This window comes from Streptomyces sp. NPDC093568 (assembly GCF_044764945.1).
Lineage (GTDB): Bacteria > Actinomycetota > Actinomycetes > Streptomycetales > Streptomycetaceae > Streptomyces.
In genome coordinates this window covers 41,612-55,592 of the sequence record NZ_JBIWJD010000012.1, presented here as the reverse complement: position 1 = coordinate 55,592, position 13,981 = coordinate 41,612, and the positions used below count along the sequence as shown (strand labels likewise).

General features: G+C 71.7%; 9 protein-coding genes. 3 read left to right on the top strand and 6 right to left on the bottom strand.

From position 1 onward, the window contains the following. Window positions 1–100: 100 nt before the first annotated feature. The 4 genes from ACIRD7_RS35675 to ssd form a co-directional block, all read right to left on the bottom strand. Window positions 101–895, bottom strand: coding sequence for a type II secretion system F family protein (locus ACIRD7_RS35675; RefSeq protein WP_403459996.1), 795 nt, complete (start codon window positions 893–895; stop codon window positions 101–103). A 39-nt stretch (window positions 896–934) separates the two neighbouring features. After that, window positions 935–1,786: a type II secretion system F family protein gene (locus ACIRD7_RS35670; protein WP_403460121.1), complete on the bottom strand. Its 852-nt coding sequence runs from the start codon at window positions 1,784–1,786 to the stop codon at window positions 935–937. 1 nt (window position 1,787) lies between these two features. Further along, entirely contained in the window at window positions 1,788–3,065 is a 1,278-nt protein-coding gene (locus tag ACIRD7_RS35665) for a TadA family conjugal transfer-associated ATPase (RefSeq protein ID WP_403459994.1), read from the bottom strand. Between the two features lie 98 nt (window positions 3,066–3,163). Then, window positions 3,164–4,291: a septum site-determining protein Ssd gene (gene ssd, locus ACIRD7_RS35660; RefSeq protein ID WP_403459993.1), complete on the bottom strand. Its 1,128-nt coding sequence runs from the start codon at window positions 4,289–4,291 to the stop codon at window positions 3,164–3,166. 559 nt (window positions 4,292–4,850) lie between these two features. Between ssd and ACIRD7_RS35655 the strand changes: the two genes are divergently transcribed. Next, the gene (locus ACIRD7_RS35655; protein WP_403459990.1) at window positions 4,851–5,684 is read left to right on the top strand and encodes an HAD family hydrolase; all 834 of its coding nucleotides are present in this window, start codon (window positions 4,851–4,853) and stop codon (window positions 5,682–5,684) included. Between the two features lie 409 nt (window positions 5,685–6,093). Here the strand turns inward: ACIRD7_RS35655 and ACIRD7_RS35650 are convergent, their stop codons facing one another. Together ACIRD7_RS35650 and ACIRD7_RS35645 are read right to left on the bottom strand one after the other, a co-directional pair. Continuing rightward, window positions 6,094–6,918, bottom strand: coding sequence for an oxidoreductase (locus ACIRD7_RS35650; protein WP_403459989.1), 825 nt, complete (start codon window positions 6,916–6,918; stop codon window positions 6,094–6,096). A 291-nt stretch (window positions 6,919–7,209) separates the two neighbouring features. After that, window positions 7,210–8,529 carry a hypothetical protein gene (locus tag ACIRD7_RS35645; protein ID WP_403459988.1) on the bottom strand — a complete coding sequence of 440 codons (1,320 nt, stop codon included), beginning with the start codon at window positions 8,527–8,529 and terminating at the stop codon, window positions 7,210–7,212. A gap of 293 nt (window positions 8,530–8,822) precedes the next feature. Between ACIRD7_RS35645 and ACIRD7_RS35640 the strand changes: the two genes are divergently transcribed. Beyond that, window positions 8,823–11,657 (top strand): SulP family inorganic anion transporter, encoded by a 2,835-nt coding sequence (locus tag ACIRD7_RS35640; RefSeq protein WP_403459987.1) that lies wholly within the window; start codon window positions 8,823–8,825, stop codon window positions 11,655–11,657. Between the two features lie 276 nt (window positions 11,658–11,933). Then, window positions 11,934–13,892 carry an acetate--CoA ligase gene (acs, locus tag ACIRD7_RS35635; RefSeq protein WP_403459986.1) on the top strand — a complete coding sequence of 653 codons (1,959 nt, stop codon included), beginning with the start codon at window positions 11,934–11,936 and terminating at the stop codon, window positions 13,890–13,892. Window positions 13,893–13,981 lie beyond the last annotated feature (89 nt).

The following is a 13,981-nucleotide window of genomic DNA, read 5'->3' as shown; positions in this document are numbered from 1 at the left end:
TTGAAATGCCTGTCGTTGGATGTCTGTCGTTCAACGCCCGCGACAGCTCGAGCCGGCTGCCGGCTTCCTGCCACCGCACTCCGCGATCCACCTCACGCCGTCATCCACCACCACCCCCTCCCAACACCCCACCCGCAAGCCCGATCACCACAGGCGCCACACCGATCGCGATGAACGCGGGCAGGAAGCACAACCCCACCGGCGCGGTGACCATGACGGCCGCACGCCTGGCCCGCTCGGTCGCGGTGCGCGTCCACTCGGCGCGGGCGTCCGCGGCAAGGCGCGCGACCGGTCCGGCCGCCGGAAGTCCTGTCACATCGGCCCGTTCCAGCAACCGCGCCAGCGCTCCGGCCCCCGGCATCGAGGCCAGTCGCTGCCACGCCTCGCCCGGTTCACCACCAAGCCGTACCTCCGCCGCGCCCCGCGCCAGACCGTCCCCGACGGGACCACCCAGCGCCTCGCCCACGGCCTGCGCCGCCATCACCGGGCCTGCTCCCGCCGCGATACAGGCCGCCAGCAGATCGGCGGCGAGCGGAAGCCGACGTGCCACCTCACCGGCGTCGACCGCCTCCACACCGTTCTCGGCGGACCGCTGCCGACGCCGCCACCACCACAGCCCAACCGCGGCAGCCAGCCCCACCACCGCTCCGATGACGCCGCCGACCAGTGCCCAACCGGCGCCCCCGGCCGCCACGACAGGCAGCCCTTCCCGCACGCCCTGCCGGACGTCGAACCGTCTGCGCCTCGACGCCGCATCGCCGGTCGCCATCAACCCCACAAGCCGTCGCCGGACCCTGCGCTCGTGCCGGGACTCCGCCCACCACCGCCACACCCACCCGACGGCCAGCACCACCCCCATCGCCGTCCCCAGCCTGTGGACAACCTCCGCGTTCACGCCGACCCCTCCCTCTCGCTCCCCTGCCGGCCCGAGTCCTCACATCGCCTCCGCACCGCGCACGATCCGCGACGCCCACCACAGCCCCACCCCCTGCAGCACTCCGCCGACGACGAGACACCCGATCCCCGCCCCGGTGTGCAGCAGCACGTGCAGCGGGTCCGCCCCCATGGCGGCGCCGAGCAGCAGCCCCAGGACCGGCAGCCCGGCGAGCATCACGACGGTCGACTTGGCACCCGACAACTGGGCGCGCAAGTCCGCACGTTGGTCCCGCTCGGCGCGCAACGCCCCTTCCAGGCGGTCGAGCCCCGCCGCGAGCCCCGCGCCCTGGTCCACAGCGACCCGCCAGCACGCCGCCAGGCCCGACAGGCCGTCCGCGCCCGGCTGCCGTGCCGCGGAGGCGAGCGCACCCGGCACATCGCCGCCGAACCGCGCCGCCGCCAGCACCGCGGACTGCGCCTCACCGAGCCCGCCGGAGTCCCGTGCGGCCAGCAACAACGCCTCACCCGGGTGCCGCCCGGCCCGCACCTCCCCGGCGAGCGTCGCGCACAGCTCGATCACCGCGTCTCCGTGACGCTCGCGCACCCGCCGCGCCTCCCGGGCCAGCCGGACCCGCCGCAGCAAGGGCACTCCGGCCGCCCCCGCGACGACCGGCAGCACCGAGGACCCCAGCACGGCCAGCACCAGCCCGACGACCGGTGCCCACCACTCGGCCCGCATCCGCCCCGGCAGCCGCCGCAGCTCGCCTGCCAACCGCCGCCAGTCGGGCGGCCCGGCACCCACCGCCCCACCTCCCGCGAGCAGCAACTGCGCCCGCCGGGACCCGAAGTTCGGCCCACCCAGGAACCAGACCGCCACACCGAGGCACAGCACGGCCGCCCCCGCCGACATCTCACCCACTCAAATCACCGAACCCCTCACGATCACCGGACCGCTCACATTCGCCGAGCCCCCCACGGTCACCACGGACACCACGCTCCCCCACAACACCCCCGGCACCCCCGACACCCTCATCGCCCTCATCCCCCTCACCCCGAAGCAACCCCCGCAGCCGCCCCCACCCCCGCTCACGGGCGAACGCCCCCGCGCCCCACCGCAGCGCCGGCACCGTCCGCACCCACCCCGACCGGTCCCGTTCCAGCACATGCACCTCGGCGATCCGCCGTCGCCCGCTGCGGTCGCGGACGAGATGCAGTACGACCGACAGCGCGGCCGCCAACTGGCTGTGCAGCGCGGCCCGGTCGAGTCCTGCCGCCGTGCCGAGCGCCTCCAGCCGGGCCGGGACGTCTCCGGCCGCGTTGGCGTGGACGGTCCCGCAGCCGCCTTCGTGGCCGGTGTTCAACGCGGCCAGCAGATGCACCACTTCGGGTCCGCGCACCTCGCCCACGACTAGCCGGTCCGGCCGCATCCGCAGCGCCTGCCGCACCAGGTCCTCGAGGGTGACGAGGCCGGCGCCCTCCTGGTTGGCGGGTCTGCTCTCCAGCCGTACGACATGCGGATGGTTCGGCCGCAGCTCCGCGGAGTCCTCGGCCAGCACGATCCGCTCGCCCGGTCCGACCAGCCCGAGCAGCGCGCTCAGCAGCGTGGTCTTGCCGGTGCCGGTGCCGCCGCTGATGAGGAAGGACAACCGCGCGTCGACCAGCGCCCGCAGCAACCGGTCCCCGCCCGGCGGCACCGTGCCCGCGGCGACCAGTTCGTCGAGCGTGAACGCCCGCGGCCGTACCACTCGCAGCGACAGGCACGCGGAGCCGACGGCGACGGGCGGCAGCACCGCGTGCAGCCGGGTCCCGTCGGGCAGCCGGGCGTCCACCCAGGGCCGCGCGTCGTCCAGTCGCCGCCCGGCCACCGCCGCGAGGCGCTGCGCGAGACGTCGTACGGCCGGCGCGTCCGGGAAGGACACCGGCGTCAGCTCCAGGCCGCCGCCCCGGTCCACCCAGACCCGGTCCGGCGCCGACACCAGCACGTCCGTCACCGAGGGGTCGGCGAGCAGGGGCTCCAGCGGGCCGCTGCCGACCAGTTCGGACCGCAACCGGGTCGCCGCCCCGAGGACTTCGGCGTCCCCCAGCACCCGGCCCTGCTCCCGCAGAGCCTGCGCCACACGTGCGGGCGTCGGCTCGGCCCCGCTCTCGGCCAGCCACTGCCGCACCCCGTCGAGCAGCTCCGCCGGCATGCCCGCCCCGGCAGCCGTGCCGGCCGACGCCCACCCAGACGCGGCCCGTCCCGGACCGGCCCGGCCACCCCTCGCCAGGTCAGGCTCGGAACCCGTACTCATCCGGCCCTCACCTCAAGCAACGCGCGCTCCCAGAACTCCCGGCAGAACCGCCCCAACGGCCCCCGCCCCGCCGCCCCCGGCGGTTCCTTGCTCTCGTGCGGCCGCAGCAGGCCCGACTCGACCGGCACCTCGCCCACCAGCGGCAGGTCCAGCAGCCGGGCCACCTCACGGTCGTCGAGGCCGGGTGCGTACGGCCCGCGCACGGCCACCCGCAGGTCCCGCAGGACGAGCCGGACCGCGGAGGCGATCTGGCGGGCGGCGGCGACGGCGCGCAGTTCGGCGGGGACGACGAGGATCCCGACGTCGAGCTGGGCGAGCGCCTCCGCGACCCCGTCGTCGATGCGGCGGGGCAGGTCGACGACGACCGCGCCGCCCCTGCGGCGGGCCGCGGCGAGCACCGCGCGCATCGCCTGAGCGGGCACGGCGACGCATTCACCGCGGTCCCAGCTCAGCACCCGCAGGGAGTGCAGCTTCGGCAGGGACTCCTCCAGCGCGCCGCTGCCGAGCCGCCCGCGCGAGCCGGCGAACGAGGGCCAGCGCAGCCCTTCCGCCGCCTCACCGCCGAGTACGACGTCGAGTCCGCCGCCCAGTGGGTCGGCGTCCACCAGCAGCGTGCGCAGCCCTTCACACGCGGCGGTGACGGCGAGGGCGCACGCGAGTGTGGAAGCTCCGGCGCCGCCCCGGCCACCGATCACGCCGACGGTGAGGGCGGGCCGGCCGACGCCTTCGGTGACGTCGGCGATGCGGTCGACCAGCCACTGTTCGCCGTCGGGCAGCATCAGGACGTGGTCGGCGCCGATCTCGACGGCCCGGCGCCAGACCCCGGCGTCGTCCTGGTCCCGTCCGACGAGCACCACTCCGCGCCGGCGTCCTGCCCCGCGCACGCGGCGTGCGGCGTCGTCACCGACCAGGACGAGCGGCGCGGCCTCCCAACTGCCCCTGGGCTCGGGTACTGAGTGGTGGACCTCCGGTGTGGCGCCGGCCGCGGCGCACAGGCGCAGCAGGTCGTCCAGCAGTTCGGCGTCTTCCGTGACGATCAACGGCTTGCCCGGCCGCCCGGAGGCGGCGGGCGGTGGATCGTGTGTGACGACTGCGGTCACGGTTTCCGTCCCCCTTCGCTGCATCACTCGCGCAGCCCTGCGGCCCCGCGATTCCCATACGTGTGAAGAACCGGCAACCGGCCTCCATATGAACGGCCGATACGAACCGGCCAAACACGCCCGACTAACCAGAACCGGCCATGAAGTCGGTCCTAGCGGGACGCGTTGGAATCACGGTGCAGCGATCCCGGAAATCGTGTGGATCTTGGTCGATAACTGTGGACAACTCGGCAGTTGTGAATATCGCCGTCACCCAAACCGGTGACCCCCGCACCGATCCCTGTACGACTCCCGCAGAGCAGCACGACGACTACCCACAGTCACGAATCTTGGGCATGGCGAACCGGCGGCCTCAGCCGCTCGGCCCCGACCGTGGGGCAGCTCTTGAAAGGGAAAAACCCACCCGGACATGCGACGACCCCCGCCGGGGGGGAGAGCGGGGGTCGTCTCCACGGCCGACTCGGGGGGGGGAGGAGTCGGACCGGGTTAGCACGGTCGCGAACGATCCGTGACTTCCATGGTGTACCCGAGAGCCCTCTCAGGCAAACCCACGCGCCCACCTTACGCCGAATGGGCTGCGCCTATGCTCAGGGTCGTGGAAAACCACTCCTTGCCCCGCACAGCGGCCTTCTTTGACCTGGACAAGACGGTCATTGCGAAGTCCAGCACGCTCACGTTCAGCAAGTCGTTCTACCAAGGCGGTCTGATCAACCGCAGGGCCGCGCTGCGGACCGCATACGCCCAGTTCGTCTTCCGCTTGGGCGGTATGGACCATGACCAGATGGAGCGCACACGCGAGTACCTCTCCGCGCTCGTCCGTGGCTGGAACGTCCAGCAGGTCAAGGAGATCGTCGCCGAGACGCTGCACGACCTGATCGACCCGATCATCTACGACGAGGCCGCCTCCCTCATCGAGGAGCACCACACCGCCGGCCGCGACGTCGTGATCGTGTCCACGTCGGGCGCCGAGGTGGTCGAGCCGATCGGCGAGCTGCTCGGCGCCGACCGCGTGGTGGCAACACGCATGGTCGTGGGCGACGACGGCTGCTTCACCGGAGAGGTGGAGTACTACGCGTACGGCCCGACGAAGGCCGAGGCGATCAGGGAACTGGCCGCGTCCGAGGGATACGACCTCGACCGCTGCTACGCCTACAGCGACTCGGCGACCGACCTGCCGATGCTGGAGGCGGTCGGGCATCCGCACGCGGTGAACCCGGATCGCCCGCTGCGCCGCGAGGCACTCGCGCGCGGGTGGCCGATTCTCGACTTCCATCGCCCGGTCCGGCTCAAGCAGCGGATTCCGTCCTTCTCCGTACCGCCGCGGCCCGCCCTCGTCGCGGTCGCCGCCATAGGAGCCGCGGCGGCCACCGCGGGCCTTGTCTGGTACGCGAACCGACGCCGCACCGCGCCCGCCTGACCTGCGCCTCCCGCTTTCCGAGCACCCCGCGCGACAAACAGATGCCCGATTCACGCGATTTGCGACTAAAAGTAAAGAACTGCGGCGAGGCCTTCCGCTTCCTTCCGGCCAGGAGTACAAAGGACTCAACGGCCCGCGAGACCAAGGACATCCGAGAGGATCACCTTTAATACGCATTTGGCCCCACGGACCGAGCATGAACATTGGGCACCCACGCGACGTCGACCCGTCGATTACGGGCCAGCCGCACCAGGTGACGGGCAAAGTTCCCGACCTGATGGGCAACATATCGAGGACGCTTGGTAACCCGGTGAACATGCCAGCGGCGGTACGAATACTCGTACCGCCGCAACTCTTGTGCGCACGCGCGGGGATCCTGGAACGCCACGAGGCTCCACGCGCGCGTGCGCTACGCCGCCCCGCGCTGCAGCGCCTCGCACACCGCCGTCGACTCACGGGCCCCGAGCTCGATCGCCCTGCCGCAGTGCGCGATCCACGCGGCCATGCCCTCGGGAGTGCCGGAGACATAGCCCTCGAGCGCCGCCACATAGGCCGCGCGCCCCAGTTCGGCGTGGCCGACCTCGGCCGCGCAGACGGACTTCGGGTCCAGCCCGCTGCCGACCAGGACGATGCGCTCGGCCGTGCGCGCGACCAGGCCGTTGTGGGAGGCGAAGGGGCGCAGCGCGATCAGTTCGCCGTGCACGACAGCCGCCGTCACCAGGGCCGGCGCCGAACCACCGGCGATGATCAGCTCGGACAGCCCCTCCAGACGGCCGTGCACCTCGGCCGCGCTCGGCAGCGGCAGCTCGACCAGCGGCTCGTGGACCGGCTCGCCCTCCTGCCGCGGGCGGCCGACCTCGCCCTCGTTGCTCGCCGCCGCCACCAGGTGCAGCCGGGCCAGCACACGCAGAGGTGACTGCCGCCAGATGGACAGCAGTTGGCCCGCCTCGGCCGTCAACCGCAGGGCCGCGCCCACGACACGCGCCTCGTCGTCACCACTGAAGTCGGTACGCCGGCGCACCTCTTCGAGCGCCCAGTCGGCGCCGGACAGCGCCGCCGAGCCCCGGGCGCCGCGCAGGGCCGCCTCTGCGGTGATCTCGTTGCTCCGGCGCCGCATGATCCGGTGCCCGTACACGCGGTCCACAGCCTTGCGCACGGACTCCACGGACTCGGGCACCCCGGGCAGTGAGGCGAGGGCCGCGAGCGGATCGGCGGTCGCACCAGTCGTACTCATGAGTACGACAGTACGCGCCCGCCCGTCGTCCGACCGCCCGCCCCCACCGGCACCCCTTCTCACCACGCCTCACCCCCTCACACGCCCCACGATCGTGTGGCCTTCCCACCACACCGCTGCCACATACAGCTATCCCGTGACCACTGTTCGTGAATATGAAGATTGCCTTCGCCGGAAAGGGCGGCAGCGGCAAGCCAACGCTGTCTCTGAGAGTGCGACCTCCCTGCCTGAAAGCGTGGCCGCCTTGCCTGAAAGCGGACACCTCGAGCCGGTCAACTCACCCTCTGACGTCTACGGCTTGACCGGCGGCGCCCCGGGCACCCCCTTCGGAGCCGGCGCCGGCCGCGCGGACAGGAAGGACGCCCAGCCCCCCTTCGGGGCCTCGCCCACCCCCAGGGTGCGCAGCTTCTTCAGGACCGCCGGGTCCTGGGCGTCCAGCCAGTCGGCGAGCTGCCGGAAGGACACGCAGCGCACGTCGGGCTTGTTGCAGACGGCCTCGACGACCTCCTCGACGGCGCGCATGTAGGTGCCGCCGTTCCAGGACTCGAAGTGGTTGCCGATGATCAGGGGCGCGCGGTTGCCCTCGTAGGCCCGGCGGAAGCCCATGAGCAGGCCGTCGCGCATCTGGTCGCCCCAGACCTCGTGCTTGGCGGGGTCGCCCTGGGTCGCGGTGCCGGACTGGTTGACCATGAAGTTGTAGTCCATGGTGAGCTGCTCGTAGGAGTGCCCGGGGAACGGCACCAGCTGCATCGACAGATCCCACAGGCCCTCCCTCTTGGCAGGCCACAGCTGGTTGTTGACGCCGCTGGAGTCATAGCGGAAGCCCATCTCGCGGGCGGCCTTGACGAAGTTGTCCCGGCCCTCCAGGCAGGGTGTGCGGGCGCCGATGAGCTCCTTGTCGTAGTCGAAGGGCAAGGGTGGCGCCTTCGTCATGCCGGTGGTGGTCTTCCAGGACTTGACGAATCGTTTCGCCTGGGCGATCTCGTCCTTCCACTCCTCTACCGACCACTCGCCGACCCCGCCGTCGCTGCCGCAGAAATGACCGTTGAAGTGGGTGCCGATCTCGTTTCCCTCCAGCCAGGCGTGGCGCAGCTGCTTCACGGTGTCGGCGATGCCCTTCTCGTCGTTGAAGCCGATGTCGGAGCGGCCCGGGGAGTGCTGCGGCGGGCGGTACAGGTCGCGCTTGTGGTCCGGCAGCATGTACACGCCGCTGAGGAAGTACGTCATCGTCGCGTTGTTCGCCTTGGCGACCTCACGGAAGTGCGAGAACAGCTTCTGGCTGTCCTCGCCGGCGCCGTCCCAAGAAAACACCACGAACTGCGGGGGCTTCTGGCCGGGCTTGAGCCGTTCCGGTCTGTGCAGACGGGGCTGCGCGCCGGTGTACGCGGTGGAACCGTCGCCGATCAGGCGGATCGCGCTCCCGGGCGCGGGCACCGCGGGCACCGCGGGCTTCGCCTTGTGCGGTCCGGGCGCCGCGGGCCGGGTCGTGTCGGGACCGCTCGCGCATCCGGCGAGCGACGCGGCGCAGACCGCTGCGGCAGCGGTACCCGCGGCGATCCGGTGCGTCGCGGCGATGGTGCGAGGGGCGGCGAACCTGCGGGGGGCGGCCATCCGTCCACCTTCTTCCTTCTCTCGGGTGCCGACTGCGCCGCAAAGGTCGCACGGGATCGAGAAGGAATTAATACGACAAGCCGACTAATTGGCCACTTCACTCTTGAGGGGGATTTATTAGTCCATTTGCTCGGAAAATCTATTCTCTCCCTTTACTCTGCATTACGATCCGTTTACCGACAGTTGCATCCCGCCACTGCACGCCGTGACCACACGGCCGCGACCCGACCCCTCGCCACCGGGCGAGGGACCACCTGTTCCGCGACCGCGCTGCCCCGGAGGAGACGGGAAACATGTCAGCCTGCGTTCCGACCCGCGCCGACGAACCAAGTCGAGAGAAGCGCATCCACGAACCCCACAGTCCGCCCCCGACCCGGCCCCGCCGCCCTCGCCTCGCGGGGGCCGACGTCTCGGCCTCGATCGCGGTCTTCCTGATCGCACTCCCGCTGTCCCTCGGCATCGCGCTCGCCACCGGCGCGCCCCTCCAGGCCGGCCTCGTCGCCGCCGCCGTCGGAGGAATCGTGGCCGGACGGCTCGGCGGTGCCCCGCTCCAGGTCAGCGGCCCGGCCGCCGGCCTCACGGTCGTCACCGCCGAGCTCATCCAGCACTACGGATGGCGTACGACCTGCGCCATCACCATCCTCGCCGGCCTCGCCCAACTCGGCCTCGGCCTCCTGCGCGTGGCGCGCACCGCGCTCGCCGTCAGCCCTGCCATCGTGCACGGCATGCTCGCCGGCATCGGCGTCACCATCGCCGTGGCCCAGCTGCACATCGTCCTGGGCGGCATCCCGCACAGCTCGGTCCTCGACAATCTGCGTGAGCTGCCCGCCCAGTTGGCCGGTGTGCATCCGGCCGCCCTGTCGGTGAGCGTGCTGACCCTCGCCCTGCTGGTGGTCTGGCCCCGGCTGCCCGGCCGGGCCGGCCGGCTGCTGCGCAAGGTGCCGACCCCGCTGGTCGCCGTCGCCGTCGCCACCACGACCGCCTCGCTGGCCGGACTCCACCTGCCCAAGGTCGACCTGCCGTCCTGGAGCAGCCACGCCCTGGCCACGCTCCCCGAAGGCCCGGTACTCGGCCTGGTCGCCGCCGTGCTCACGATCACGCTGGTGTGCAGCGTGCAGTCGCTGCTCGGGGCGGTCGCCGTGGACAAGCTGGTCGCCGGCCGACCGGAGCAGTCGGCCCGCGTCGGACGCTCCGACCTGGACCGCGAGCTGCTCGGTCAGGGCGCCGCCAACGTCGTCTCCGGCGCGCTCGGCGGGCTGCCCATCGCGGGCGTCGCGGTGCGCAGTTCGGCGAATGTGCACGCCGGTGCCGTCAGCCGGAACTCCACGATGCTGCACGGCGTTCTGGTAGTAGTCGCCGCGCTGCTGATAGTCCCGATCCTGGAGCTCATCCCGCTCGCCTCGCTCGCCGCCCTGGTGATGGCCGTCGGCATCCAGATGGTGTCCCTGCACCACATTCGCACGGTGACCCGCCACCGAGAGGTGCTGGTGTACGCCGTCACCACCCTCGGCGTGGTGTTCCTCGGCGTGCTGGAGGGTGTGGCCCTGGGGATCGCCATGGCCGTCGGGGTCGCCCTGCACCGCCTCACCCGCACCCGGATCACGCATGACGAGTCGGAAGGAGTTCATCACGTACATGTACGAGGCCAGTTGACGTTCCTGGCGGTGCCCCGGCTCAGCCGAGCCCTGCATCTCGTACCCCAAGGCGCGCACGCCGTCGTGGAGTTGGACGGGTCGTTCATGGACCACGCGGCGTACGAGTCACTGCAGGACTGGCAGAACACCCAGAGGGCACACGGCGGCACCGTCGAGCTGATCGGCCGCAGGGCCGGAGTCAGGATCGGCGAGCCGACGGGACCGGCCGGCCTCCCCGGCGACGTCGGGATGGCCGAGCTGGAGTCCGCCGACTGCCGCTGCCACCCCTGGACGCCCTGGCGCAACCACCAGTGCGAGATCCCGGAGGCCTCCCCGCTCCGCGAGGGACAGCACGGCGAAACACGGACGCCCACGACGACCAGGGCGCCCGGGACCAGCGACACCGACGGTCCCGGCACGCCCACAGGCACCGACGGCAACACCGCCACCGCCGCCAGCGGGACCGGCGGACTCGACACGACCGTCGGGACGGGCGAGACCGGCGAGACCGACGGCTCCGCCGCCCCCGGCCGCCCCGGCCCAGGCCGCCCCAGGCAAGACGGCCCCGACACATCCGCAGGAGGACCGGACACAGACACGACGACAAGCGCGAAAAGCGGCACAGCCACAGGACCCGGCACTGGAACCGGGACAGCCACAGGACCGCGCACCGGGACCGGCACCGGCACCGGCACCGGACCCGGCACAGCCCCAGGCCCCGACACCGGAACCGGCCTCAGCCCAGGCCCCGACACCGGCCCCGGCCTCAGCCCCGGCACCACCACAAACACCAGCATGTCCGGAGCCACCGACGGCAGTCGCCCCAGCGCCCGCCAACTCGCCCGAGGGATCAGCGCGTTCCAGCGCAACACCGCGCCCCTGGTGCGAGGTGAGCTGGCACGGCTGGCGCGTGAGGGCCAGCAGCCCTCGCAGCTGTTCCTCACCTGCGCGGACTCCCGGGTGGTCACGTCGATGATCACTTCCAGTGGTCCGGGCGACCTGTTCGTGGTGCGCAACGTGGGCAACCTGGTTCCGCTGCCCGGCCAGGAGAGCGGAGACGACTCGGTGGCCGCCGCGATCGAGTACGCGGTGGACGTGCTCCAGGTCCGGTCGATCACGGTGTGCGGGCACTCCGGGTGCGGTGCCATGCAGGCGCTGCTCGCCGCCGAGCCGGACGGCCCGCAGACCCCGCTCAGGAGGTGGCTGCGGCATGGCCGGCCGAGTGTGGAGCGGATGTCCGACGAGAGCAGGCCGTGGGCCAGACTCGCCGGGCGGGCGCCGGCCGACGCGGTCGAGCAGCTGTGTCTGACGAACGTGGTGCAGCAGTTGGAGCACCTGCGCGCCCACGCGTCGGTGAACCGGGCTCTGCGGGCGGGGGCGCTGGAGTTGCACGGGATGTACTTCCACGTGGGCGAGGCGCAGTCGTATCTGCTCGCGGAGGGGGACACGGACGAGGTGTTCGACCACGTGGGAGTGGCGGATCTGTCGGCCTGACGGGGAGAAGAGTGCGCGGCCCCGTGCGGAGCGGGGCCGCGCTCGCGGTGAGGCGGCGTTTCGCCTGTACCCGGCCGGAGTGTGAAAGGGATAACAGACCTGAACCGCGTCCGTCCCATGTCCGTGGGAACGGATGACCCCGGTGCCGGCAACGGCTCGGACCCCACCCCCGCCGACAGGTCTAAACCAATTTTCCATCGACCCTTGTCATCGGACCCCCGGGTCTGATGAGCTGTGGCCTGGGACACAACGGACACCCTGGGAAAGGGAGATGTCGTGAGCAACGAAAGCCTGGCCAACCTGCTGAAGGAAGAGCGCAGGTTCGCACCCCCCGCCGACCTGGCCGCAGGCGCCAACGTCACGGCGGAGGCGTATGAACAGGCCAAGGCTGACAGGCTCGGCTTCTGGGCCGAGCAGGCCCGCCGGCTGACCTGGGCCAAGGAGCCGACCGAGACGCTGGACTGGTCGAACCCGCCGTTCGCGAAGTGGTTCAAGGACGGCCAGCTCAACGTCGCGTACAACTGCGTGGACCGGCATGTGGAGGCCGGGCTCGGCGACCGGGTCGCCATCCACTTCGAGGGGGAGCCCGGCGACAGCCGTGCCATCACCTACGCCGAGCTCAAGGACGAGGTCTCCAAGGCGGCCAACGCCCTGCTGGAGCTGGGAGTTCAGAAGGGCGACCGGGTCGCGGTCTACATGCCGATGATCCCCGAGACGGCGGTCGCGATGCTGGCCTGCGCCCGGATCGGCGCCGCGCACTCCGTCGTGTTCGGCGGCTTCTCGGCGGACGCGCTGGCCACCCGTATCCAGGACGCGGACGCCAAGGTGGTCATCACCTCCGACGGCGGTTACCGGCGCGGCAAGCCGTCGGCGCTGAAGCCGGCCGTGGACGAGGCCGCCGGCAAGGCGGGCAATGTCGAGCACGTGCTCGTGGTCCGCCGTACCGGCCAGGACGTCGCCTGGGACGACAGCCGTGACGTCTGGTGGCACGAGATCGTCGAGCGGCAGTCCGCCGAGCACACCCCCGAGGCCTTCGACGCCGAGCACCCGCTGTTCATCCTGTACACGTCCGGCACGACGGGGAAGCCCAAGGGCATCCTGCACACCTCTGGCGGCTACCTCACCCAGACGTCGTACACCCACCACGCGGTGTTCGACCTCAAGCCGGAGACGGACGTGTACTGGTGCACGGCCGACGTCGGCTGGGTCACCGGCCACTCGTACATCGTCTACGGGCCGCTGGCGAACGGCGCGACGCAGGTCATGTACGAGGGCACCCCGGACACGCCGCACCAGGGCCGCTTCTGGGAGATCGTGCAGAAGTACGGGGTGACCATCCTGTACACGGCGCCGACGGCGATCCGTACGTTCATGAAGTGGGGCGACGACATCCCCGCGAAGTTCGACCTCGGCAGCCTGCGGGTGCTGGGTTCCGTGGGTGAGCCGATCAACCCCGAGGCGTGGATCTGGTACCGCAAGCACATCGGTGCCGACCGGACGCCGGTCGTCGACACCTGGTGGCAGACGGAGACCGGCGCGATGATGATCTCGCCGCTGCCGGGCGTGACCGAGGCCAAGCCCGGTTCGGCCCAGCGTCCGCTGCCCGGCATCTCCGCGACCGTCGTGGACGACGAGGCGAACGAGGTGCCCGACGGCGGTGGCGGCTACCTGGTGCTGACCGAGCCGTGGCCGTCGATGCTGCGCACCATCTGGGGCGACGACCAGCGGTTCCTCGACACGTACTGGTCGCGGTTCGAGGGCAAGTACTTCGCCGGGGACGGGGCGAAGAAGGACGACGACGGCGACATCTGGCTGCTCGGCCGCGTCGACGACGTCATGCTCGTGTCGGGCCACAACATCTCCACCACCGAGGTCGAGTCCGCCCTGGTCTCCCACCCGTCCGTCGCCGAGGCGGCCGTCGTCGGCGCCACCGACGAGACGACGGGGCAGGCCATCGTCGCCTTCGTGATCCTGCGCGGTACGGCCGACGCCGAGGACGAGAGCCTCATCGCCGACCTGCGCAACCACGTCGGGGCCACCCTCGGCCCGATCGCCAAGCCCAAGCGGATCCTGCCGGTGGCCGAGCTGCCGAAGACCCGCTCCGGCAAGATCATGCGCCGGCTGCTGCGGGACGTCGCCGAGAACCGCCAGCTCGGTGATGTCACGACCCTGACCGACTCGACCGTCATGGACCTCATCCAGGCGAAGCTCCCGGCGGCGCCCAGCGAGGACTGAGCAGGGCCAAGTACTGAGCACGGCCATCGAGGGCACCCGGCGACGAGCGCGCCGGGTGCCCTTCGGGTACGTACGGTGGACATCGACGG